Consider the following 23462-nt stretch of genomic DNA (forward strand, 5'->3'; position numbering starts at 1 on the left):
GTCCGCGCTATCGCGCTTACGCAAAGACTCCCAGCTACCGACCACCAAACACAAGGCGGCTCACACCGGACGCGTACGGCCCAAGGCGCAGGCCAGCCAGCTCTTGCCGACCCCGGCGGGCCCGGTGATGATCAGGTTCTGGTGGTCGCGGATCCAGTTGCTGGTTGCCAGATGCAGGAACAGGCTGCGGTCCAGGCCGCGGGCGGCACGGTAATCGACATCTTCGACGCAGGCATCATGACGGAGCTTGGCCCGCCTGGCCCTTGCCTCGAACCGTTTCTGGTTGCGGGCGGTGATCTCCTGGTCGAGCAGCAGGCCGAGCCATTCGGCATGGCCGAGGGTGGCCGCCTCGGGATTGGCCGACAGGGCCTTGAACCCTTTCGCCATGCCGGGCAAGCCCAGCTCATGCAGCAGGTCGATGGTGGGATGGGACAGCATCAGGAATCTCCTCAGTGGTAATAGCCGGGGCCGCGCAGATTGCTGTGCAGCAGCGGCATTGTGTCGTCAGCCGGCTTGGCCGCTGGACGGTCGAGATTGTTGTCGAGGATGGAGGCGATGCTCCGGTAGGCCAGGGCGCCGATCTCCAGCGCCCTGGCGGAGACCGCCTCGGCCCGCACGCTTCCGGCCCCGCGATAAAGCCGCAGGATACCCAGGCAATTGCGGAAGGCCTGTTCGGGATGGCGCCGTTGCGCCAGGATGGCGGTGAACAGCACGGCCGTGTTCGGCCCGATCCGGCCGGCCTCGGTCAGGAACCGCTCGGCCGACCAGTCGGCATAATGGCGATGATGGGCCGGCATATGGTCGGGATCGGTCCCATGCCGGGGGCCGCCATAACGGCGGGCATGGGCGGCAACCCGCCGGCCGCCGTGGAATATCTCCACCGTCCGCGCCGTCAGCCGCACATCCACCTGCTGGCGGATCAGCACATGGGGGACCGAGTAATAGAAATGCTCGATGTCGACATGGTAATCGACCCCGACCCGGGCCAGCTTCCATTCGGCATATTCATAGGGTTCGGTCGGCAGGGGCGTCAGCGCCGGCCGCTCCACCGTTTCGAACAGGTGCCGGCGGCTGACACCGATCCGGCGCATGACATGGCCGTTCATCCGATCCAGCATCTCGCCGATCGCGGCATTGGCCTCGGCCAGCGAGAAGAATGTCCGGTGGCGCAGCCGGCCCAGAATATAGGTCTGGGCGAACCGCACCCCGGCCTCCACCTTCGCCTTGTCCTTCGGGCGCGACGGCCGGGCCGGCAGCACGCTGAACCCGTAATGCGCCGCCAGACGACCGTAGGTGCGGTTGATCTCCGGATCATAGAAGGACGCCTTGTGGACGCCGGACTTCAGATTGTCAGGGACCAACAGCCGAGGTACCCCGCCCAGGAACGACAACAGCCGGACATGCGCTCCGATCCAGTCCGGCAAAGCCTGGGTCCAGCAGGCCTCCGCATAGGTGAAGTTCGAGGCGCCCAGCACCGCCACGAACAGTTCCGCGTCCTTGACCTCGCCCGTCACAGGATCGGCGATCGGCACCCGCTTACCCGAGAAATCCACGAACAGCTTGTCGCCGGCCACATGATGCTGGCGCATCGTCGGCGCCAGCCGGCGCTCGAATTCCCGGTAAAGCTCGCAGAACCGGCTATAGCCGTACCCGGAGGGCTCGGCCGCACGGTATTCCTCCCACAGGATCAGCAGCGTCACGCCGGGCCGCCGCATCTCCCCGCCAGATGCGCCCAGTCCGGCTCAACGCGCCGCCGCGCGCCAGGCTTGAAACCTGCCCGCACGAACAGAAGCTGCTCCAGGACGGCGTCGGTAACGTCGTCGGGCAACGGCCAGCTCAGTCCCGCCGCCGACAACCGCTCCAGATAGTCCGTCATCGTGCTGCGCGCGACGCCAATCCGCTGAGCCAAGGCCCGGTCACTCATGCCGCCGGCAGACTTCAGCCGCAGCAGCTCTCTTATCTTCCGCATCGTCAGCCTCTTCGCCGGCATCCAAACCCTCCAATCCAAAAGGGCAAGGATGCGCCAGGGGTGCTGACACAAGGGCAATCTCAACCCAGCAAACTGATCGAATTCACGTCGGAAAATGGCCCGACTTCAAATCGGAACGGTGGACCGGCTTCAAATCGGAATCATGGCCGCTTTCGTGTCGGAATGCTGGCCCGACTTGCGTCGGAATCCGCAGATGGAGCGTTGAGGAGAAGCTGGGCATTCTGGCGGAAGCGATGGCGCCGGGGGCCCTGGTGTCGGCTGTATGCCGGCGGCATGGCGTTGGCAGCGGGCAATTCTACACGTGGCGGGGCCAGTTGCGCCGCGGTGAGTTGACGGGGTTCGCGCCGGTGGTTGTCGAGCGGGATGCCCTTGCCTTGCCGCAGCCAGCATCGGTGCCGCCCGTGGCACCACCCTGTCCGTCCTCTGCTGTGCCGACAGCGGATAGCGGGGGCGATGGCATGATTGAGCTTGTGCTGCCATCGGGTGTGGTGGTGCGGCTGCGCGGTGCTGTCGATCTGTCGCTGCTGGGTGGGGTGCTGACGGTGCTGGAGCGATGATCGGGCCATCCGGCCCGGTCCGGGTCTATCTGGCGTGCGGTGTGACGGACATGTGCAAGGGGATGGATGGCTTGGCGGCGCAGGTTCAGACGATGCTGCGACTGGATCCGCATGGCGGTGCGCTCTACGCGTTCCGGGGGCGCAGTGGCGACCGGGTGAAGCTTCTCTGGTGGGATGGCCAGGGTTTGTGTCTGTTTGCCAAGCGGCTGGAGAAGGGCCGGTTTGTCTGGCCGCGGGCGGTTGACGGGACGGTATCGCTGTCCCCGGCCCAGTTATCGATGCTGCTGGAGGGGATCGACTGGCGGAACCCGTTGCGCAGCTGGTCGCCCGAGGCGGCGTGCTGAGGACCGTGGCGATCTGACTCAGGGCGGATGGGGCCCTGCGGAATGCCTGGCAAACGGCGCTTTGGTATACTGCCCGGATGATACAGGACAGCGCCCAGGAGATTGCCCGGCTGCGGGCGGCATTGGCGGAGCGGGAGGCGGAACTGGCCTCCGCGCGGGCGGAATTGACGGGTGCGAAGCTGCTGATCGAGCGGTATCGGCTGGAACTGGCCGCGTTGCGGCGCCAGCGGTTTGGCGCCTCGTCGGAGAAGCTGGACGGTCGGATCACGCAGCTGGAACTGCTGCTGGAGGATCTGGAGGAAGGCGAGGCCGCGGCCCCGGTACAGAGCGGGTCAGACAAGCCCCGCCCGGAACGGCCCCGGATACAGCCGGTGCGCCAGCCCTTGCCGCCGCATCTGCCGCGTGAGGATGTGGTGCATGCACCGGGCGATGTCTGTCCTGGTTGCGGCGGGCGGCATTTCTCGCCCCTGGGCGAGGATGTGACCGAAATTCTGGAGAAGGTCCCGGCCCGCCTGAAGGTGATCCGGCATGTGCGGCCGAAACTGTCCTGCCGGACCTGTTCCACCATTGTGCAGGCCCCGTCGCCCGATCTGCCGATCACGCGCGGGCGGCCGGGTCCGGGGCTGATCGCCCAGGTGGTGGTGGCCAAATATCTGGATGGTCTGCCGCTTTATCGGCAATCGGCGATGCTGGCCCGTGAGGGCATTGAGATCGAACGCACCACCCTGGCCGACTGGGTTGGGCACGCGGCCTGGTGGGTGGCGCCGCTGGCCGAGCGGATCGGGGCCTATGTGCGGGGTGGCCCGGTCATCCATACCGACGACACGCCGGTGGCGATGCTGGCACCGGGACAGGGGCGTACCCGGACGGGTCGGCTCTGGACCTATCTGGTGGATGAGCGACCCTGGTGCGGGGACCGGGCGCCGGCGGCCTGGTACCGGTTCAGCCCGGACCGCAAGGGCGAACGCCCGCGCGAACATCTGGCCGATTACAAGGGGGTGATCCAGGCCGATGCGTTCAGCGGCTATATTGCCTTGACCCGCGCGCCGCCCGATCCCGTGTCCGGGTTGCAGGACGGGGAGCCCGCCATCCGGCATGCGGCCTGCTGGGCCCATGCGCGGCGCAAATTCCATGAATTGTTCGAGGCGACGGGCTCCCCGGTCGCGGGCGAGGCGCTGGCGCGGATCGCCGCCCTCTATGTCATCGAGGCGGAGATCACCGGACAGAAGGCCGAGGAGCGCCGAGATACCCGCCAACGCCTGGCCGTGCCGCTGCTGGCCGACCTGAAGGCGTGGCTGGAAAACCAAGCTGGCCGCCTGTCGGCAAAGACCGCCCTGGCCAAGGCCATCCAATACGCGCTCGGTCGCTGGACGGCATTGCTGCTCTATACCGGGGATGGCCGGATCGGCATCGACAACAATCCGGCCGAACGCAGCCTGCGCACCATCGCCCTGACGCGGAAGAATTTTCTGTTCCTGGGCTCCGAGGCCGGCGGCAAGCGGGCGGCCGACCTTTACACCGTGCTGGAGACGGCCCGGCTCAACGGGCTGAACCCGGAGGCCTGGCTGGCCGATACCATCGACCGCATGGCCAGGGGCCATCCGATCAACCGCCTGGACGAACTTCTCCCCTGGAACTGGCAGGATCCGGCGCTACAATCGCCGACATGAGCCAGGCCGCCCCATCCCCCGGTACCACATCCTTCCACGAGATCGCCACCCTGCGCATCGAGTTGAAGGATAGCGATCCCCTGATCTGGCGTGAACTGGAGGTGCCCACCTCCGTCACGTTGAAGGTGTTGCACGACATCGTCCAGGTCGCCATGGGCTGGTTCGATTATCATCTCTGGGAATTCACCCTGGACGACCGGCGCTATGGCCTGCCATCCGACGAGGATTGGGGAACCGCTCGCCTTTATGACGCTACCAAGGTCCGCCTGCGCGATATCCTGAAACCCCGCCGCACCCGCATCGATTATCTCTATGATTTCGGGGACAATTGGGAACACCGGCTGATCATCACCCGCATCCGTCAAGGCGATCTCGGCCTGGGATATCCCCGCTATCTCGGCGGTGAACGCAATGCGCCGCCAGAGGATTGCGGCGGCATCCCAGGGTTCTACGACATGCTCGCCATCCTGGCCGACACAGACCATCCCGATCATGCCGAAATCGCCGAATGGCTCGACGAGTATGATCCCAACACCATCGACGAAATCCCGATGCAGTACGCCCTCAGCCGCATCGCAAACCGCAGAAACGCCGCCGCCAAACGCCTCAAAAACAAAAAAGACGCGGGGAAAAGCTGACGCTTACGGTTCACCGCCATCCCCTCCCGGGCCAGCAGACAGCCCAGACGCCGGTAGCCAAACCGCCGCCGCTCCGATGCCAGTTCCCGCAGCCTTTGCCGCAAGGCACCGTCATCCCCCCGACGCGACCGGTAGCGGATCGTCCGGCGATGCACCTTCAGAACAGAGCAGGCCCGCCGCTCACTCACCCCGAACGTCGCCCGCAGATGGGCGACCGTCCGGCGCTGTGCGGCGGGCCTCACCACTTTTTTCCCGCTACCTCCCGCAGCATGGCGTTGTCCAGCATCGCTTCGGCCAGAAGCTTCTTCAGACGGCTGTTCTCATCCTCCAAGCCCTTCAGGCGCTTGGCCTCAGACACCTCCAACCCGCCATATTTCGATTTCCAGGCGTAGAATGTCGCCTCTGATATCCCGTGCCGACGGCAGATATCCGCCGTCTTATGACCGGCCTCCTGCTCCCGCAGGATCCCGATGATCTGCTCCTCGCTGAAACGGCTCTTCTTCATCTCATAGCCCTCCTCGGTCAGGAGGACTCTACTTCACATCGGACACATTTCCAGGGAGCAGGTCAGGGGAAGCTGATCTTCCAATCGGCGTGCGGCTGTCCACGATCTCGATCGCGGCATGGGCGGAGGCGACGGCAGCGGCCACCTGTTCCGGCCCCGTATCGGGATCGGTCAGGCCGTTGCTCAGGACCAGCGCCACCTCCGCTTCGGCCTTGGGCTGCAAGGTGCGGGCGGGGTCCAGGCGGCCGCCATCGGGGATACGCATGTCGTCGAACAGCACACCGAAATCCGGCTGGTCGACGCCCAGCTGTGTCTGCACGGCCCTGGCCGTCAGGCCCGCCTTGCGGCCGACGATGCGCCGCCCCTGCGCCTGCCAGAACCGGGTGTTGATGGTTTGCACCGCGTAGGCGCCGGTGGCGTTCAGCGGGTCCAGTCCGTCGCGCAGCGGCGGCACCGCGCCGCTCCCATAGGCGTCCGCAGACGCCGTGCCAGATCTTCATAGGTGGGAGAGGCCATGGATTGGGGTTCCTTGAAGGGGGAAGGATCAGCCGCCGGCCACCCAGCTTCGTTCGTGGGGCAGCAGATGGCCCCAGATGCGGGTGGTGTTGTAGGTCTTCACCTGCCAGTTCGCGTCATCCACCAGAATACCGCCCGAACCCAGCTCGATGCCCATCCCGGAGGGGCAGACGAAATAGAAGGATGTCGTGGCGTCATTGCTGTGCCGGCCCAGACTCATGATCACCGGATCACCGTGGCGCAGCACCCGGTCATAGGCGCGGCCGACATCGTCAAGGCTGGCATATTCCAGCATCACATGGTTCGTCTCCCCACTGCCCATGCCCAGAGATTCGTTCAGGAGGGCCAGACTGTGATGACGGGGATTGCAGCGCAGGAAGGTGCCGTCCATATCGGCCCAGACGATGCGGTCGGATATCCGGAAGCCCAGAATATCGACATAGAATTCCACCATCTCCCGATAGCGCCGACAATGCCGCACGATATGGCCCAAACCCAGGTCCCCCGCCGTGAAGCCGGAAACAGGCAGGCTGGGGCGCAGCGGGTCGGTGACATGCGCCGGCCCCAGATACAGCTCGTTGGCATAGCCTTCCGGGTCCTTGAAACGCACCAGCCGGTCCACCCGCCGGTCGACGCAGTCCGACGGGCTGCCTTCCTGCGGGTCCGCCGCCGCCGCCGCCAGGCCGGCGACCAACCGGTCCATCTCCCGCGCGCTTTCCACCTGCCAGCCGGCATAGAGCACGTCGTCATGGTCGCAGGGGCGGATGGCAAGCCGGTGATGCATGCTGTCAATGCGCAGGCGCATCGCATCGTCACCCGGAGCCGTGTCCAGGATTTCCGCCCCGATGACGCCCGTGACCGTTTCGCGCCAGGCCTCCATCTGCGTGGTGCCGATACCGACATATCCCAGCTGTGTGACGGCCATTCCTGCCTCCCTTGCTTGTGATCCGCCCCAGGTTTGTAGGATCGGGCGCGGATGCGGCAAAGGGTGGGAACGGGATATGGAACCGCAATTTTGCCGGATCACGATCATCCCTTCCCGGACCTGTTAGCGGCCCGCCGCCACCCGCCGATACAGTATCCCCCGTGACAAAGGCCAAGGGCGGAACAGGCGATGAGCGGCGAGCGCGATTGGGACAGGTTGATCCAGGCGGATCGGGTGCATCGGTCCATCTATACCGACCCCTCCTTCTTCGAAGATGAGATGCGCAAGCTGTTCGGGGGGACCTGGACCTATCTCTGCCATGCCTCGGAACTGCCGGAGCCCAACAGCTTCAAGCGGGTGCGGATGGGGTTGCGGCCGCTGATCGTCACCCGCGATGCCCAAGGTATCGTGCATGCGCTGTATAACCGCTGCGAGCACCGGGCGGCGACGGTCTGTCAGGCGGCCAGCGGGACTGCCAGCCGCTTTACCTGCGCCTATCATGGCTGGACCTACCGCAATAATGGCGATCTGCTGGCCGCTCCGTTCGCCGACGCCTATGGTGCGCCGCCGGACAAGCGGGGTCGGGGTCTGCGGCGTATCCCGCGCGTTGAGATTTATCGTGGCTTCATCTTTGGCACGCTGAACCCCGACATGCCGTCGCTGACGGAATATCTGGGCGGCGCGGCGGAGTATCTGGACCGGTTCATCGACCGGGCCCCGGGCCGGGATCTGATCGTGCGGTCAGGCGCCTATCGCGGCACCTATCATGGCAACTGGAAGCTGGCCTGGGACAATGCCGCCGACGGCTATCACCCCGCCTTCGGCCACCGGTCGCTGTTCGAGATGACGCGCATCCGCAACGGCACGGGCAAGGGCGGGTCACATTTCGCCCGCAACCCGGACGAAAGCCCCATGTATTGCCGCACCTTCCCGTTCGGTCACGGGGTCCTGCACCAGCGGCCGGGCATGGGCCCGTCGCTGTGGGAGCGGGCGCGGCCCACGCCGGGCGGCGAACATCTGGCGGGGGCGCTGGTGGAGCGGCTTGGGCAGGACGGCGCACATCTGGCGCTGGAAGGGGCACCCGGTGCCGGCATCAACCTGAACATCTTCCCCAACCTGCTGATCATCGGCAACCAGATCCAGGTGGTGGAGCCACTGGCCCATGATCGCACGCAGCTGACCTGGTACGCCACGGTACTGGCCGGTGCCGAGCCGGAGGTGAACGAGCTGCGCATGCGTATCGCCGAGGATTTCCCTAATTTCGGCGAGGTGGACGACATGGAATCGTTCGAGCGCTGCTGGGAAGGGTTGCAGGCGCCGGAATCGGAATGGGTGTTCATGGATCGTGGCCTGCATCTGGGCGTCGCGGACGGGCAGGGCACCCCGGTGCGGCCCACCGACGAGGGGCCGATGCGCAATTACCTGATGGCCTATCGCCACATCATGGAAAACGAGGTGAAGCTTGTCGTCGAATGATCAAGCCGTGGTGGCCTGCCAACAGAACGGGATCGATTATGCCGCGCTGCTGCGCTGGCGGATGGAAGGGGCGGCGCTGGGGCCGGCCACGGATGCCGGTCTGACCGCCGAATGCGCCGCTTTCCTCCATCATGAGGCGCGGCTGCTGGACCGGCGGGATTTCACCGGCTGGCTGTCGCTGGTCGCCGATGACGGTATCTACTGGGTGCCGATGGATGATGCGGCGGACCCGCGCGGTACCGTGAATATCGCTTTTGACGACCGCCGCCGGCTGGAAGACCGCATTGCCCGTCTGCGCACCGGCTTCGCCCATAATCAGGAACCCGACCGGCGCATGCGGCACCTGATCAGCAATGTGGAGGCCTGGGCCATGGGCGAGGACCGGCGGGTGATGGCCAATGCCCATGTCTTTGAGCACCGCACCGGGCGGCCGATGGTGGATTATGTCGTCGCTCTGGATTACTGGCTGACGCCGTCGGCCCAGGGATGGCGGATCAAGGTGAAGCGGGCGGTGCTGCTGAACAGCCTGGATGGGATCGAACTGCCGACTTTGCTGTAGGACCGGGGGCGTAGTTGCTACGCCCCCGGTGGCCCCTCCCGTTGCAGTCGTTCAAGCAGGTCCAGGGCGCGCTCGGTGTCGGCCACCATGATCGGCATCAGGCGGCGCAGGACCGCGAAATCAGCCGCCGTCAGAGACCCGAAATGGACGTCATTGACGGGCTGCTGCACCCGTGACAGCTCCGCCAGCCGCTGTCGTCCAGTCGGTGTGGTCATCAGCAGGACGCGGCGGTTGTCATTGGTGTCGCGCAGCTTGCGCACCAAACCCTTGGTCACCAGCTTATTGACCTCGGTCGTGACGAAAGTGCCCGACAGGCTTAGATGCTCGGCCACAGTCTTGACATTGACATCGCCCAGTTCCTGCAGATGGTCGATGGAGACCAGGATCGTGTATTGCGGCCCGGTCAGCCCGATCAGCCGCCCGAACCCATCGCGCACCGCCGTCAACCGGCTGCTGAAGGCCAATGCTGAATGTACGAAGGCCCGGAACGCGTCGTCGCGCCCGTCCAGCAGCAGTTCGCCGCGCGTCACCGTGGCTGCCGCAGTCATCGGGCCTTCATCCTTCCGGCCACCATTTTCCACCGTCCGTTGATCCATCCGCCGTTACACCTTTTTCGCCTTATATCGTTCACAGCCCCTTCATTGTGCAAGTGCCGGCGATCATTTCGCCGGCACCTCACCCGTATCGCCTGTGCCCATGACGCTATCGAGCAAGGCTCCCGCCCCCTGCCAGTCATAGGTGCGGAAGCTGTGACCGCGCGTCACGAACTGCGCGCCGGCATAGAACATCTCATATTGCAGATGCCGGCTGGCGAATTCCGATCCCAGCGCGTCCCAGGCCAGTTTAAGAAACCGCACCCGCTGGCGCGGGGTGCAGGCCACTGACTGCTGGATATGGTCGATGGTGGCGGCCAGGGCCGGGTCGCCATAATCGGCCGCCGAGGAGGGCAGCATGATCAGCGATCCGCCCGCCAGTTCCCGGATCATGTCGATGAAGCGGGGATAGAGTTCCTGGGTGAAAACCTGGGCGGCATAGAGCATGTGGCGGTTGGGCAGCCAGGCCCCGCCTGCCTCTTCGCCCCCCGCCTCTATGCCGGCCACGAAGGCCTCCACCGCCGCCGCATCGGACGCCAGCTTGCCCAGGATCGACTGTACCGGTGGCAGGGAGGTGGTGCCTAAGGTATCGGTCAGCCGCCGCGCCACGCCGACCAGGAATTTCAGCTTCACCATCAGGCGGATCTGCGCCTGGTAATTCTGGAAGATGTGACCCGGCGTGCCATGGAACTGGTCACGCGCCATGTCGGTGTCGCGGTAGACGAACACCCTGTCCCAGGGCACATGCACATCCTCGAACCAGATCAGTGCATCATTCTCATCGAAACGGCTGGCCAGCGGATTGTCGAAACCGCTGACGGCATGCGCCTCATAGGACTTGCGGGAGAGAATCTTCAGGCCGTTCGTGTCCATGGGGATGGCGAAGGAGACAGCGTAGTCTTCCTCCCCCTTGCGCAGGGGCTGCAGATTGGCCACGAACAGCTCGTTTGACATGATGGTGCCGGTTCCCATCATCTTGGCCCCGCGCACAGTGATGCCGCTGCTGTCCTCGTCCACCACCCGCATGATCACATCGTCGAAGGCCTGATCGCCGGTCGTCTTGGAGCGGTCCAGTTGCGGGTTGATGATGACGTAGGACAGGTAATGGTCGGCATCGCGCGCCTGTTCGTAATAGGCGGCGAAATTGGCGGCCAGACGGGGGTTGGCCGCGCGAAACCGGTCCAGCCCCATATATTGCCCGGTCAGGGCCGACGCGACATGGTCGGGCGACCGGCCCATGAAGCCGCCATGCATCCGCGCCCATTCCACCAGCGCCTGCCGCCGTTCCACCATTTCCCGGTGGTTGCGGGGTATCTGCCAGGCCCGCCCCACCCGCCCGCCGGAAGTGGGGGAGGTGAAGGTCATCCGCTCCACATTCTCCGGCAGGGCCTGCATGTCATAGAGGGCGGCGGCGGAGCGCACGGCATTGCGGAAGGCCGGATGCTGCGTGACATCGCCCACCACCGTTCCGTCCAGATGGACCGTGCGGCCGTCGCGCAGGCTGTTGATATGGCGGTCGCCATCCTTGATCGCTTTCATGCTTCGTATCCTTCAAGCGGGAGGGGAGGCCGGGGCAGGGCATGATAGCCGCCGCCATAGAACAGCAGCGGGCGGCCTTCCCTGGCATGGCCGCCATCCAGCAGCCGGCCGATGAACAAGGTGTGGGTGTCGGTCGTCCATTGGTCATGGCGCGTGCAGGCCATCCAGGCCAGACTGTCGGCCAGGACGGGCACGCCGGCCCGTTCGACGAAGCGCGGGGTGAGGCCCGGCACGGGCTGACCCGCGAAATGTCGGGACAGGTCGCCCTGATCCTCCGCCAGCACCGAAATGCCGAAATGGGGCTCGGCCCGCATCCGTTCATGCATCCGCGCTTCCCGCCTGATGCCGATCAGCAGCAGGGGCGGGGAGAGCGAGACGGAGACGAAGGAATTCGCCGTCATGCCATGGACCTCCGTTCCGCCGCCGCAGGTGACGACCACCACGCCGCTGGCGAAACGGCCGAAAAGGGTACGCAGGGCACGCGGGTCATCCGGCGGGTTCATGCGGATCTCTCCCTTTTTAAAGATGGCTTTCTAACAAAGCTATCAAGGCGAGCGTCAATGGCCGGCGCCCGACAGGTCCAGCGGCAGGCTGCACCGGGCCACCAGAGGCATGCGCGTCGGCGCCGGGGTGTTGCGGCTGCGGCCCACGAAGCGGGGGATGCCAGCGGTGACGACGGCGCCGATACCGGGCGGATCACCATTCTTCATGGCGGCAAGGGCGGTATCGGTCGTGGCGCCGACGGGGGCATCCATGATCACCAGATCGGCATCGCGCCCGGGCCGCAGGCGGCCGCAATTCAGGCGATAGATGTCCGCGACATTGCCTGTGGAGGCTGCAATGAACCATTCCGGCGGCATGTCGGTCAGCGAGGCCAGATTGATCATGGTGTAGATCATGCCCAGGGGCATGATGCCGCTGCCGGTTGGGGTGTCGGTGGCGATGAGGAAGCGGTGGAACTGATCGTGCCGCCGCGCCAGTTCCGCGCACACAATCGTGGTGCGCAGATTGCCGGCGGTGCAGACCTGCAGGGCGATGTCGCTTTCCCGCGTCAGCAGTTCATATTCCGCATCGGGCAGGGCCACCGGCCCGCCATTGACGTGGAAGGAGACGTGTGGACGCATGGCCAGGAGGTGGGCGGCGCGAATGGGGGAGGAGCCGGGGATGGAGGCCCCGCCTGTATGGACGGTGGTGATCATCCCCGCCGCCCGCGCCCAGCCGATCAGGGGGGCATAGTCGAAGGGGCTGGGGAAATTGCCGAACCCGGCCTTGGCCAGCCAGACGCCGTCGCGGCGCAGCTCCTTGAAATCGGCCTCTACCAGCCCCGGTTCCAGGATCACCGAACCGGCATGCACGCGCATGCCGCCCGGCCGGTAATGCTCGAAGCATTTATGGGCCGCCAGGGCCAGGGCCTTGACCCCCGCCGGGTCGCGGGGACGGCCCGGCACATGCACCTCGCTGGCGCTGATGCTGGTGGTGGTGCCGCCATGGACATAGCTTTCCAGGAACCCCACGGTCTTCTGACGGGGCGTATAGTCGCCGAAGGTGTTGTGCACCTGGCTGTCAATGAAGCCGGGGCAGACGGTGCCGCCGCGCGCGTCGATGACGATATCCGCCGCTTCCACGGCGGCGGCATCGGCCGTGCTGACGGAACGGATCAGCCCGTCCTCGCACAGGATCGTGTCACCAGCCACGAAGGGGTCGCGGTAATCACCACTGACGATGGTGGCGATATTGACGATGGCGAGTTTCATGCCCCGGTCTCCTTTAGACTTGTTCCTCAGTCGCCGGCGCCGCCATCCGGCGGCTTGGCTACGCCGCATGTGCGGCGCGGCGGCAGTCGCCGCCGGAGCTGCTTCCGGTTACCCGGAAACAGCTCTATCTCAGCCCATCCAGACCCTTGGCTTCTTCCTTCTTCACACCGCCCACCCGCTGGTTCAGCCGGCCGCGATTGGCAAAGCCGCAGATCACGGCAATCTGGCTGGGCAGGGGGGCGGAATGCAGCGTCACGCTCATCGCGTCGTAGTGGGAGCGGACATAGAGCGCATCCTTGTAGGCCAGGGGGATGTCGATGCTGGTGCCCGGCCCGCCGATCTTGGTGGCAGACGATACCCAGGCCGCACCACCACCCACGGCATCACGCATGATGTCCCCGAAGATGGTGGTGAGCATGGCGACGCCATGCTCCTGCTCCCCGGCCAGGCCGACAATGGCCCCCTTGCCGTAGCTTTCCACCCTCTCCGTCCCCATCAGTTCAACGCCGCGCCGCGTGATGGCGTGGCCGACAGCGTGGCTGCCCTCGATCAGGATGGACAGGTCCTGCTGGAAAGGCCGGCCGGCATAGGGATTTTCCACGATGCCGGCCACCACCACCTTGCGCAGCAGCCGGTCGGCGTCCTGGCCGGCCTCAACGAAGCTTTCTTCGATAAAGCTCAACAGTTTGATGATCTTCATGGGCTTCCTCCGCGTCAGAAGCGCTTGCGGACGGACAACGACCATTCGCGGCCACGGTCGAGAACCAGTTCGGTCAGGCCGAGGCTGATATCGTCGCTGAAGGCGCCGGAGATGAAGCGTTTGTCCCCGATGTTGCGAACCCGGGCCAGCACCGTCCAGCCGGCATCCTCGTTATCGACGGCGATGCCGGCATCAACGAGGTGGTAGCCGGGCTGATAGGCCTGGGGCGAGTTGATGGAGTTGTTTTGAACACCGGAGCGGTAGGACCAGTCCAGGCGCGGGGTCACGGTCCAGTCCGTGCCCGTCTGGAAGGCGTAGGAGACGGCACCGGTCAGGCTCCATTCCGGGGTCTTGATCAGCTTGCTGTCCGCCGTCACCTGGGCGCCTGGGGCTGTTTCCTTGTAGTCGGCGTCGGTGTAGCCGATGGAGCCCTCGATCTGCAGCCCCTCCACGGGCACCGCTGTCAATTCCAGCTCGCCCCCGGCGATACGGGCCTTGGCGGCGTTCAGGATGATGGGAGCCACCGAGACGTTCTGTACCGTCACCTGCACATCGCGGTAGATGGTGTGGAACAGGGCGCCGTTCAGCCGCAGGCGCTTGCCGGCCAGATCGGATTTGAAGCCCACCTCCTTCACCTTGGCGATTTCCGGCGCGAAGGAGGGGATGACCTCGCGCGGGTCCTGGCCCGGTGCCGGAGCGATGGGCGGGAACACGCGCTGGGTGAAGCCGCCGGATTTGAAACCTTCCGAATAGGTCGCATAGGTCATCAATTCCTCGTCCCAGCGGTAGGCGAGGTTGACCATGGGGGTCCATTTCTTGAACACCCGCTCCACCTCCACATTCGGCAGCAGAGGCGTGCCGGCGGGAATGCCGATCTGAGTGCTGATCACATACTGGTTGGGCAGGAAGCGCTTGGCGTCGCGGGTGAAGCGGATGCCGCCCGTCAGGCTCAACCTTTCGGCCAGTTGCGCCGTGCTCTGCGCGAAGAAGGCGATGCTGTCATTGTCGATGGAACCGCCGCTCTGGAAATCCGCCACGGGGAAGGTGACATGCTCCAGGCTGGTGCCCTTCTCCTTGAAGTAGAAGGCGCCGAACAGGTAGTTCAGCCGGTCATCGAAGGCCTTGCCCAACAGTTGCAGCTCCTCGCTGAACTGCCACTGATTGCTGAGCGTATCGACATAGGCGATATCGACGGGTGTGTGGTCCTGGTCAATATTGTAGGCGCTTTCCACGTCGCGGTAGGCGGTGATGGAGCGCAGTTCAACGGCGTCCAGATCCCAGCTGACATTGACCGAGCCGCCCCAGATATCCAGGTCGGAATTGGGTTTACGGGTCGCATAGTCACGGTTCAGTCCGGGCGACACCCAGTGCTGGCCGAAACATTGCGCCAGGGCCGGCGGGTTGGTGGCGGGCGGCACGCCGCCGGCGCAGGTGGCACCATTCAGCACGACATTGTGGAAGAAGGGGAACAGGCCCGCCTTCTGGTCGGCCGGGAACGGCGTGGGCACGCCATCCGGCCCCTGCGGATAGAAGCCGGCGGCGTTGGCGTCGGACAGGACATAAGCAGCACCATTGGTCCGTTCGCGCGTCACGTCGAAGGCGGCATCAATGGTCAGGGTGTCGGACGGCTGCGCCCGCAGCGCCAGGCGGCCGGTAGACCGGTCCTTGTCGCCCGTGCTGGTGCCGCTGTCATGTTTCACATAGCCATTCTGCACCTCCCGCGCCGCCGACAGCTTGGCCGCCACGTCGTTGGCTAGGGGGACATTGACGCTGCCCTTGGCCACAATATGGTCGTCGGTGCCATAGAGCAGGCTGACGCTGCCGCCGGCTTCATAGTCGGGCTTGGCCGTGGTGATGCTGATAGCGCCGCCGATGGTGTTGCGGCCGAACAGGGTGCCCTGCGGACCGCGCAGCACCTCCACCCGTTCCACATCCAGCAGATCGACCACACCGCCCACCGACCGGGCCAGATAGACGCCATCGACATACAGGCCGACACCCAGATCGACCGTCGGGATGGATTCAACCTGGCCGATGCCGCGGATGAACATCACGGCCACGGCGCTGTTGCCGGAAATGGGGGCTGCCGTTTCAAAGGTCAGGTTGGGGGTGAACTGCGCGATGGAGGCAATCTGCTGCACCTGCCGCGCCTCGATCCCCGCTTCGCTGAAGGCGGCGATCGAGATCGGGGTGTCTTGCATCTTCTCCACCCGCTTGCGGGCAGTGACGACGATCTCCTCTAGCAGCAGCTCACCATCCCCCCCATCCTGGGCCATCGCCGGAGCCGCCATTGCAAGGGCAAGGGCGGAGGCCAGCAGGGCGGGGCCGGAACGGTGCCAGGCAAGGCGGCCGAAATCTCGCGTGGGTTTGTTGATCATCCTCATGGTTCCGTTCGGGTCTATCGTGTTGATTGCCATTGCCCGTCCGCCGGACGCACCAAGCCCCGTGCCCGCTTCGTGATGGTGGCGGGTTGGCGGGCATGGTCTGGAACTGGAGCTGGCGGCGGTCGTTGCGGGCTGCGGTGTCCTCCGTCGCCCTGGAAGATTGCGCGTTTGCTGCCGGAAGGGAATTACGCGATCACGCCAGTTTGACACGCCCCGGCAGCGGTTAGCGCAATCCGGTACCAAACCGTCCCGGCCCGTCATCCGCCGATTGCGCGGGTCCCCGGCCAGTGGCTCTTGTGGCGGCGACGGGTCCGGCAATGCCACCCGCACCCCCCTTCAATCCATCCGAGGAAGACAGCATGACCATCGCGCCCGCATCGCGTCCTGGCCGGACGGTCGCCATCGCCGACGGCAACAGCATCGAGGCCGCGCGCCCGCAAAGCCGCTATCTGGATGCCGGCGGTATCCTGACCCATTATGTCGAGATGGGCGAAGGCGTGCCGACCATCCTGATCCATGGCGGCGGGGCCGGGGCTGATGGCTGGGGCAACTGGCGCGCCTGTCTGCCGCTGTTCGCCAGACAGTGCCGCGCCATCGCCATAGATCTGGTCGGGTTCGGGCGCAGTGACGTGCCCGATCCCGTCCATTTCACCTATTCCCAGGATGCGCGCGACCGGCAATTGGCCGATTTTATCAAGGCGCTGGGCAGCGGCCCGGTCAATCTGGTGGGCAATTCCACGGGCGGGCTGACGGCAATCGGCGCGGCACAGCTGGTGCCCGATCTGGTGAACAAGGTCATCCTGATGGGCAGCGCCGGCATCAAGACCGGCATCGTGGCCCCGTTGCGCGCCCTGACCGAGTATGATTTCACGGTGGACGGTATCCGCCGCATCATCGGGTCGCTGGCCAATCCCGATTTCAACCCGCCCGAAGACCTGATCCATTACCGCCACCAGCTTTCCATTGATCCCGAGGTGCGGCGCGGCTACTCGGCGTTCATGGGCTGGATCAAGCAGGAGGGCGGGCTGCACCGGCCCGACGCGTTCATCGCCCGGCTGAAGCATCCGGCCCTTGTCCTGCATGGCAAGCAGGACGCGGTCGTGCCGCTGTCCAGCGCCCATCGCCTGCTGGAGCTGATCGAGAACAGCGCGGGATACATCATGCCCCATTGCGGCCACTGGGCCATGATGGAGTATCCCGAGGCGTTCACGCGCATCTCGCTCGACTATCTGTTCAACAACTGAACGGCGGAGACGGCGATGAAGCTGGAGCTGGCAAGCGGTGGCATGCTGGTGCGAACCATCGCGGACGCGCCGCGCGTGGCCGCATTGCAGGACCCGGCCGTCGAAAACGCGGTACGGGTCCTGGGTGAGTTCGCGCGCCTGCTGATGGCCGCCCGCCTGCCGGAGGAGGCCGTGCCCGCCACGCGCTTTCAGCCATGATGGCCACGGCCAGCGCCTTGTCGACGGCCAAGGCCAGCATCCTGTCAGGCAAGGGTTGGGTGGGCCGGCTGATGCCGGCCCGCGCCGCCCGGGATGCCGGGGGGACGGGGCCGTTGGCTGGCGTGCCATACTTCGCCAAGGATCTGTTCGATATCGAGGGGGAACCGACGGTCGCGGCCTCTCCACCCCGATTCCGGACGCGGGCGGCGGTGCGCGATGCCACCCTGGTGGCACGGCTGCGGGCGGCGGGCGCCGTGCTGCTGGGCACCAGCAACATGGACGCGCTGGCCTATGGCTTCGCCACCAGCACAGCCTGCTATGGCATCGCGCTGAACCCGCACGACCCGTCGCGGCTGTGCGGCGGATCGTCGGGCGGGTCGGCGGCGTTGGTGGCGGCGGGCGTGGTGCCGTTCGCGCTGGGCAGCGACACCAATGGCTCCATCCGGGTCCCGGCGGCCCTGTGCGGTGTCTGGGGCCTGAAGCCCACTTATGGACGGCTGAGCCGTACCGGCTGCTGGCCGCTATCGCATGATCTGGACCATACAGGCCTGCTGGCCCGTGACCTGGACATGCTGGAGCGGGTGTTCGCCGTTTTGGACGGGTTCGATGCCACCGATCCGGCCAGTGCCGCCGCCCCGGATTTGCCCACCGTCCGGCCAAGGCGGCCGCGCGTCGCGCTGGCCGGCGGCTATTTCAACCAGTGCCTGGAGCCGGCGGTGACCCTGGCCCTGACCGACACGGCGCGGCGATTGGACGCCGTGGGCCTGATCGATCTGCCGCTGGCGGCGGAGGCGCGGGCGGGCGCCTATGTCCTGACGGCGGCGCAGGGGGCGTGCGTCAACCGCGCCGAACTGACCGACGATTATGCCAGCATGGACCCGGCCTGCCGCGCCCGGCTGGCGGCGGGACTCGCCGTTCCCTATGAATGGGTGGACCGGGCACAGCGGCTGCGTCGGCACTATGCCCGCCGCCTGACCTCCATCTTTGCCGATATCGACATCATCCTGGCGCCCGCCGTGCCCTGTCTGGCACCGCCCATCGATCAGCAGGAAATGCGGCTGGGCGATACGGTGCTGCCGATGCGGGCGGCGTTGGGCTTGTTCACGCAGCCCATTTCCTTCGCCGGATTGCCGGTACTGACGGTGCCGGTGGATACAGTGGGGGGGCTGCCCACCGGGATGCAACTGATCGCCGCACCCTGGCGGGAGGACCTGCTGTTCGCGGCCGCCCGCCTATTGCTGTGAACGCGGCAGACGGACCAGCAGCCCATCCAGCGCCGCCGTCAGCGTGATCTGGCAGGACAGGCGGGCCGTGGGGCCGGGTTCGGTGACATAATCCAGCAATTCCACCTCGCCGCCCGCCGCTGGCGTCAACGCGCCCATCCAGGCCGGATCGACATGGACATGGCAGGTGGCGCAGGCGCAGGCCCCGCCGCATTCGGCCAGGATTTCCTCAATCCCCGCCCCGCGCGCCGCCTCCATCAGGGTTTCGCCCTCGCCAGCATCCAGGGTTCGGATCTGCCCGTCGCTGTTGATGAAGGTGACGCGTGGCATGGGTCGGACACTCCGGCTGATGGGGATGTCCTGACTTGCCACCGGGCAGGGCGGGCTTGAAGGGGCTGTCTCTGGCTTGAGGACAGATGGCTGCCTGATCCCGTCCGGTGCTGCCGGAACGCGTTAGAGCGCACCCCTGTCCGCCCCGTACAGTGCCCTGGTCGCCGTTCCCCCTTTGGCGCGGCCCGCCCCCCCGACAGGATGGACATGATGGCAGAGACGATGTCGCCCAACCCTTATCGCCCGGGATCGATCCCCGTGAATTACGACGGCCCGACCGACCATACCGACCTGCGCGAAGGCGTGTTCGAACGGGTGCTGGAACGGTTCGGCTTCAGCGGCCGGCCGGAACCGACACGTGAAACGCTGGACCGGGTCATGAAGGAATGGGCGCGCCGTGTCGGCTATGACAATGTCCAGAAGCGCATCCATATCGCGCAGGAACGCACGGGCGCCTTCCCAGTCCAGGACCCCAATGATTTCTTCGAAGGCTTCCTGCGCCATGGCACATCGGGTGGATGCTGGCCGTCATCGGAGGCGCTGTTCGGCCTGCTGCGGTTGATCGGGTTCGAGGCGGAGCGCATCGCCGGCACCATGCCGGAAGTGCCCGACCCGATGAGTCCGGCCCATGGGGCCGTGGATGTGCATATTGACGGGCGGCTGTTTCGCGCCGATCCGTCGCTGGGTGCGGAGGCGGCGCTGGAACTGATCGACGGCGTGGCCACGGCCCAGGACAGTCCCGCCCATGGCATCTGGTCACCCGGCGATGGCAGCGTGGGCTGGCGGCCCGGCCATTCGCGCAATCCGCTGACGGTGGTGATCTGGCTGCGGGGGTTGAGCGGCGCCTTCTTCGCCTATCGCAACGAGGCGACGAAGCGGTTCAGCATCTTCAACAACGCGCTTTATATCCGCAAGAACCGCGATGACGGGGTGTGGACCTATGGCCGGGGCAAGCTGTGCAAGGTTGACGCGGCGGGCACCCTGATGGCCACGGACGTGGATCAGGCCGACCTGCCGACACTGCTGGTGGAGGGGTTCGGCCTGTCGGCGGAGATCGTGGACCAGATGCCCCAGCAAGACGCCGCGGGCAGCAATTTCTGAGCCGTCAGTTGCGATGACGGCGCAGGGTCTCGCAAGGTTTGATCCCGTAGCGGCGGCGATAAAGGCTGGCGAAATGCGACAGATGCTGAAAACCGATGCGGTTGGCGACATCAGTTACCGTTGTCGTGGCCCGCGCCACCGTCAGCTCCTCATGCGCCCGCTCCAGGCGCAGATTGGTGAAATAGGCCATGGGGCTGGCGCCCCGGAATTCACGAAAGCCGTTGGTCAACGAGCGGGGGCTGACGCCGACATGATCCGCCAGATCGGCCAGGGTCAGCGGCTGCTGGATGTTGGCCAGCATGAATTCCTCCGCCCGCTTCACATAGCGCGGGGCCGCCGGCGACAGCGGCCGGTTCACCAGATCCTGATGCGAACCGGGCTGGCCCATCAGCAGGGTGGTCATCAGCAGGCCCGCCAGCTGCCCGGCTCCGGCCCGGCTGGACCAGAGGCCATCCGGCTGCCGGCTGTCCTGGTCGATGAAGTTCAACAGCGACAACCAGCGCATGCCCTGGGGGGTGCCGTGATCCAGTTCCGGTTCGAACTCAATCTCCCGCTGCACCGGCAGGCCGGTCATGGCCTGGAAATGCTGATTCAGGGCCTGCTTGTCGATGCGGACGGCCAGCACCCGGCTGTCGGGGCGCCAGCGGAAGCGCGTGGGACGGGACGGGGAGCAGAGGAAGGTGCGGCCGCTGGCCGCCACGATCTCTTTGTTTCGGTACTGGATGCCGCATTCCCCCTCCAGGTTCATGTGCAGCAGGTGGAAATCGTTCATGGGGCCCGGTTCCACCACCATGTTCGACCCGTAGTGCAGATAGACCAGCGAGACATCCGCCAGCTTCAGGCAGTTCAGGCGCGTCTTGTGGTCCCGCGTCCGGTCCAGACAGCGCATGTCGTGCTTTTTCAGCACCTTGGCCACCGTGGCCTGCGCACAGTCCAGGTCGTAGGTGTCCAGCAGCGTGGAGGATTGAAGGGGAATGTCTGGGATCGCGTGCATCTCTTGCCCCCACCTGTCGCCATTGCCACCCGTTCCGCCGGCTCTTGCGACCGTTACTGCGGTTCCGGCCAGGACCGGCAGGGGAGCACGTGAATATGGTTAAGATAATAGCTTTGTTACAAAGCAATGTAAACACCAGATAAGTGTCATAGACGCGTGGGGGCAAGGATGATGGAGCATGGCACGGGGCCGGTCGTGGTGGCTGGGGCGGGGCAGGCGGCGGCGCAGTTGGCGCAGTCGCTGCGCCAGGGCGGATATGCGGGGCCGATCGTGATGATCGGGGATGAGCCGATACCGCCCTATGAGCGCCCGCCTTTAACCAAGGATTATCTGGCCGGCAAGCGCGAGGCGGCGCGGCTGCTGCTTCGCAAGCCGGAATTCTGGGCGGAGCGCGGGGTGGAGATGCGGCTGGGCCAGGCCGTGACCGCCGTGGACAGGGTGGGGCGGGTCGTGATGCTGGAAGGCGGGGACGCCGTTGCCTATGGCACCCTTGTCTGGGCGGCGGGCGGACGGCCCCGTCGCCTCTCCTGTCCGGGCGCGGGGCTGCGGCGGGTGCATCATGTGCGTGCGGTGGCGGATATCGACCGGATCAAGGCTGACCTCACCCAAGCGGGACAGCGGGTAGTCATTGTCGGCGGCGGCTATATCGGGCTGGAAGCGGCGGCGGTGCTGCGCGGCATGGGGCATGGCGTCACCATTCTGGAGATGCAGGAACGGCTGCTGGCCCGCGTGACGTCCCCCGTTGTTTCAGGCTTCTTTCTTGATCTGCATCACCACCATGGGGTGGAGGTGCGGCTGGCCACGGGTGTGGTGGAACTGACCGGCCGAGACGGGCGGGTCACGGGCGTCGTCCTGTCCGACGGTGATATCATCGGGGCGGATCTGGTCATTGTCGGCATCGGCATCATTCCCAATGTTGAGCCACTGCGCGAGGCCGGCCTGCATTGCCCCAACGGGGTACGGGTGGACGCATTCTGCCGGACGGCCGATTCGCAGGTGATGGCCATCGGTGATTGCGCCCTGCATCCCAACAATCATGCGGAGGCCAAAATCCGCCTGGAATCGGTGCAGAGCGCCATCGACCAAGCCAAGACAGCGGCGGAGGTCATTCTGGGCCGGCCGCAGCCCTATAACGCCCTGCCATGGTTCTGGTCGAACCAGTATGGGGTGAAGATGCAGACGGCGGGGCTTTGCGCCGGTCACGACTGCGTCGTGGTGCGGGGGCGGGCCGGGGCAACTCCCCTGACCGCCGCCTATCTGAGGCAGGGGCGGCTGATCGCGCTGGATTGCCTGGGCGCACCGAAGGATTTCATGCAGGGCCGCGCGCTGGTGGCCGCCGGGGCCAGGGTTGATCCCGACATGCTCGTTGATCCAGAGGTAGAATTGTTGGCGTCAGTCTTGTCTTGATGGTGGCGCCTTCATTGCCCTTTTGCAGTGATATGGAGATGTGGGCCTCGTTTGCCGTCGGTGTGGCATCTCACGACCGACGCTACGCCAATGGCGGCGCCGCCACCAGACTGATGGCAAGGCTGGTTTGGTCGAGCGCGGGGGCGGCCCACACTGACATGTTACCCAGAAGGATTCTGCTGATGCCGCCGAGATCGACCGCCCGCGCGCCAAGATCGGCCAGATGGTGGTGGGGCGGGATCCCGGATCGAGTCCGGGACAAGCTATTTGCGCAAGATCTCCGGTAGATGAGCCCTTGTCGGAGGCGTGAGATCGTGGATCGGTCACATCCCGGCTTCTTGGTGGTCCGGCGATGCGCGCTGTTGTTGATCAGCCGGTCGCATTATTCCGGGCCGGTACGGGGCGAGAGTGCTGAGAGCCTGACGCTGATGCACTTGATCAATGCCAAGTTCCTGGAGACGCCCTGGTATGGCAGTCAGCAGATGACCCATCATCTGCGGCGCCAGGGTCAAGTCGTCAATCGCAAACGGGAGCGCCGGCTGATGGGCCGTCCGGTATCCTATTGCGAACGCAAAAACCCGCTCGTCCGTTTCTGGCCCCCAATCCGACGGAGTTTGCTATCAGAGAAGATGGCGTGTAGAAAATATCCAGTTAGATCAATGTGGTAAGCTTATTATAACGTCGGTCGAGGCGAGCCCCCGCATCCATGGCTAAGCCGTTGATCTCCAAAAGAGATCAACGGCTTTCGTCGTTCTGGGGCCAACCTACCTCTTACCCCGCAGGTAACATATAGGTAACAACAGAGAGTGAAAATG

Annotated in this window: 23 protein-coding genes and 3 pseudogenes; 13 read left to right on the plus strand and 13 right to left on the minus strand. The window is 65.5% G+C overall.

Annotation, left to right across the window (positions count from 1 at the left end; genetic code table 11):
- Positions 1-60: 60 nt before the first annotated feature.
- Together AC1Q7F_RS00005 and istA are read right to left on the minus strand one after the other, a co-directional pair.
- A complete protein-coding gene (locus AC1Q7F_RS00005) occupies positions 61-438 on the minus strand; it encodes an ATP-binding protein (protein WP_492502539.1) in 378 nt (125 codons plus the stop codon).
- An 11-nt stretch (positions 439-449) separates the two neighbouring features.
- Positions 450-1969: pseudogene (gene istA, locus AC1Q7F_RS00010) on the minus strand (IS21 family transposase).
- A gap of 206 nt (positions 1970-2175) precedes the next feature.
- On the opposite strand from istA, the gene tnpA reads away from it, so the two are divergent.
- From tnpA to AC1Q7F_RS00030, 4 genes are all read left to right on the plus strand, one after another.
- Positions 2176-2547 carry an IS66-like element accessory protein TnpA gene (tnpA, locus tag AC1Q7F_RS00015; protein ID WP_492503880.1) on the plus strand — a complete coding sequence of 124 codons (372 nt, stop codon included), beginning with the start codon at positions 2176-2178 and terminating at the stop codon, positions 2545-2547.
- The gene (gene tnpB / locus AC1Q7F_RS00020) at positions 2544-2891 is read left to right on the plus strand and encodes an IS66 family insertion sequence element accessory protein TnpB (protein WP_492502541.1); all 348 of its coding nucleotides are present in this window, start codon (positions 2544-2546) and stop codon (positions 2889-2891) included. The genes tnpA and tnpB overlap by 4 nt, the downstream gene beginning before the upstream one ends.
- A 77-nt stretch (positions 2892-2968) precedes the next feature.
- Positions 2969-4561: an IS66 family transposase gene (tnpC, locus tag AC1Q7F_RS00025; protein WP_492502543.1), complete on the plus strand. Its 1593-nt coding sequence runs from the start codon at positions 2969-2971 to the stop codon at positions 4559-4561.
- On the plus strand, positions 4558-5199 hold the full coding sequence (locus tag AC1Q7F_RS00030; RefSeq protein WP_492502545.1) for a plasmid pRiA4b ORF-3 family protein: 642 nt from the start codon (positions 4558-4560) through the stop codon (positions 5197-5199). Before tnpC ends, AC1Q7F_RS00030 begins: the two co-directional genes overlap by 4 nt.
- On the opposite strand, the pseudogene AC1Q7F_RS00035 reads toward AC1Q7F_RS00030, so the two are convergent.
- The 3 genes and pseudogenes from AC1Q7F_RS00035 to AC1Q7F_RS00045 all read right to left on the minus strand — a co-directional run.
- Positions 5163-5704 (minus strand): annotated as a pseudogene (locus tag AC1Q7F_RS00035) (transposase); the annotation flags it as partial. The gene AC1Q7F_RS00030 and the pseudogene AC1Q7F_RS00035 overlap by 37 nt on opposite strands.
- A gap of 28 nt (positions 5705-5732) precedes the next feature.
- A complete protein-coding gene (locus AC1Q7F_RS00040; protein ID WP_492502547.1) occupies positions 5733-6158 on the minus strand; it encodes a 2-keto-4-pentenoate hydratase in 426 nt (141 codons plus the stop codon).
- Positions 6159-6248: 90 nt separating this feature from the next.
- Positions 6249-7145, minus strand: a complete 897-nt coding sequence (locus AC1Q7F_RS00045) for a VOC family protein (RefSeq protein WP_492502549.1) — start codon at positions 7143-7145, stop codon at positions 6249-6251.
- Positions 7146-7334: 189 nt separating this feature from the next.
- On the opposite strand from AC1Q7F_RS00045, the gene AC1Q7F_RS00050 reads away from it, so the two are divergent.
- Together AC1Q7F_RS00050 and AC1Q7F_RS00055 are read left to right on the plus strand one after the other, a co-directional pair.
- The gene (locus AC1Q7F_RS00050) at positions 7335-8621 is read left to right on the plus strand and encodes an aromatic ring-hydroxylating oxygenase subunit alpha (protein ID WP_492502550.1); all 1287 of its coding nucleotides are present in this window, start codon (positions 7335-7337) and stop codon (positions 8619-8621) included.
- On the plus strand, positions 8608-9180 hold the full coding sequence (locus AC1Q7F_RS00055) for an aromatic-ring-hydroxylating dioxygenase subunit beta (RefSeq protein ID WP_492502552.1): 573 nt from the start codon (positions 8608-8610) through the stop codon (positions 9178-9180). The genes AC1Q7F_RS00050 and AC1Q7F_RS00055 overlap by 14 nt, the downstream gene beginning before the upstream one ends.
- Positions 9181-9197: 17 nt before the next feature.
- On the opposite strand, the gene AC1Q7F_RS00060 is transcribed toward AC1Q7F_RS00055, so the two are convergent.
- The 6 genes from AC1Q7F_RS00060 to AC1Q7F_RS00085 form a co-directional block, all read right to left on the minus strand.
- Positions 9198-9728, minus strand: coding sequence for a MarR family winged helix-turn-helix transcriptional regulator (locus AC1Q7F_RS00060; protein WP_492502554.1), 531 nt, complete (start codon positions 9726-9728; stop codon positions 9198-9200).
- A gap of 111 nt (positions 9729-9839) precedes the next feature.
- Positions 9840-11312: a 4-hydroxyphenylacetate 3-hydroxylase family protein gene (locus AC1Q7F_RS00065; protein WP_492502556.1), complete on the minus strand. Its 1473-nt coding sequence runs from the start codon at positions 11310-11312 to the stop codon at positions 9840-9842.
- On the minus strand, positions 11309-11815 hold the full coding sequence (locus AC1Q7F_RS00070; protein ID WP_492502557.1) for a flavin reductase family protein: 507 nt from the start codon (positions 11813-11815) through the stop codon (positions 11309-11311). The genes AC1Q7F_RS00065 and AC1Q7F_RS00070 overlap by 4 nt, the downstream gene beginning before the upstream one ends.
- Before the next feature lie 54 nt (positions 11816-11869).
- Positions 11870-13066, minus strand: a complete 1197-nt coding sequence (locus AC1Q7F_RS00075) for an amidohydrolase family protein (RefSeq protein WP_492502559.1) — start codon at positions 13064-13066, stop codon at positions 11870-11872.
- Positions 13067-13190: 124 nt separating this feature from the next.
- Positions 13191-13766, minus strand: coding sequence for an amino acid synthesis family protein (locus tag AC1Q7F_RS00080; RefSeq protein ID WP_492502561.1), 576 nt, complete (start codon positions 13764-13766; stop codon positions 13191-13193).
- Between the two features lie 14 nt (positions 13767-13780).
- A complete protein-coding gene (locus AC1Q7F_RS00085) occupies positions 13781-16144 on the minus strand; it encodes a TonB-dependent receptor (protein WP_492502562.1) in 2364 nt (787 codons plus the stop codon).
- Positions 16145-16509: 365 nt separating this feature from the next.
- Between AC1Q7F_RS00085 and AC1Q7F_RS00090 the strand changes: the two genes are divergently transcribed.
- The 3 genes from AC1Q7F_RS00090 to AC1Q7F_RS00100 are packed head-to-tail and all read left to right on the plus strand — an operon-like array spanning position 16510 to position 18836.
- Positions 16510-17394: an alpha/beta fold hydrolase gene (locus AC1Q7F_RS00090; protein WP_492502564.1), complete on the plus strand. Its 885-nt coding sequence runs from the start codon at positions 16510-16512 to the stop codon at positions 17392-17394.
- Between the two features lie 15 nt (positions 17395-17409).
- On the plus strand, positions 17410-17592 hold the full coding sequence (locus AC1Q7F_RS00095) for a hypothetical protein (protein WP_492502566.1): 183 nt from the start codon (positions 17410-17412) through the stop codon (positions 17590-17592).
- The gene (locus AC1Q7F_RS00100) at positions 17589-18836 is read left to right on the plus strand and encodes an AtzE family amidohydrolase (protein WP_492502568.1); all 1248 of its coding nucleotides are present in this window, start codon (positions 17589-17591) and stop codon (positions 18834-18836) included. Before AC1Q7F_RS00095 ends, AC1Q7F_RS00100 begins: the two co-directional genes overlap by 4 nt.
- Here the strand turns inward: AC1Q7F_RS00100 and AC1Q7F_RS00105 are convergent.
- Positions 18825-19145 carry a 2Fe-2S iron-sulfur cluster-binding protein gene (locus AC1Q7F_RS00105; RefSeq protein ID WP_492502570.1) on the minus strand — a complete coding sequence of 107 codons (321 nt, stop codon included), beginning with the start codon at positions 19143-19145 and terminating at the stop codon, positions 18825-18827. The two genes, AC1Q7F_RS00100 and AC1Q7F_RS00105, sit on opposite strands and share 12 nt — an antisense overlap.
- Positions 19146-19355: 210 nt before the next feature.
- Here AC1Q7F_RS00105 and AC1Q7F_RS00110 point away from each other — a divergent pair, with 210 nt between their 5' ends.
- The gene (locus tag AC1Q7F_RS00110) at positions 19356-20246 is read left to right on the plus strand and encodes an arylamine N-acetyltransferase family protein (RefSeq protein ID WP_492502572.1); all 891 of its coding nucleotides are present in this window, start codon (positions 19356-19358) and stop codon (positions 20244-20246) included.
- 4 nt (positions 20247-20250) lie between these two features.
- Here the strand turns inward: AC1Q7F_RS00110 and AC1Q7F_RS00115 are convergent, their stop codons facing one another.
- The gene (locus AC1Q7F_RS00115; RefSeq protein WP_492502574.1) at positions 20251-21240 is read right to left on the minus strand and encodes a cupin domain-containing protein; all 990 of its coding nucleotides are present in this window, start codon (positions 21238-21240) and stop codon (positions 20251-20253) included.
- A gap of 168 nt (positions 21241-21408) precedes the next feature.
- Between AC1Q7F_RS00115 and AC1Q7F_RS00120 the strand changes: the two genes are divergently transcribed.
- From AC1Q7F_RS00120 to AC1Q7F_RS00130, 3 genes and pseudogenes are all read left to right on the plus strand, one after another.
- Entirely contained in the window at positions 21409-22647 is a 1239-nt protein-coding gene (locus AC1Q7F_RS00120) for an NAD(P)/FAD-dependent oxidoreductase (protein WP_492502576.1), read from the plus strand.
- 40 nt (positions 22648-22687) lie between these two features.
- A pseudogene (locus tag AC1Q7F_RS00125) lies at positions 22688-22798 on the plus strand (helix-turn-helix domain-containing protein); the annotation flags it as partial.
- Positions 22799-23075: 277 nt separating this feature from the next.
- Positions 23076-23315: an IS3 family transposase gene (locus tag AC1Q7F_RS00130; RefSeq protein WP_492503881.1), complete on the plus strand. Its 240-nt coding sequence runs from the start codon at positions 23076-23078 to the stop codon at positions 23313-23315.
- Positions 23316-23462 lie beyond the last annotated feature (147 nt).

The organism is Niveispirillum sp. GW835-FHT14G11 (genome assembly GCF_058793615.1).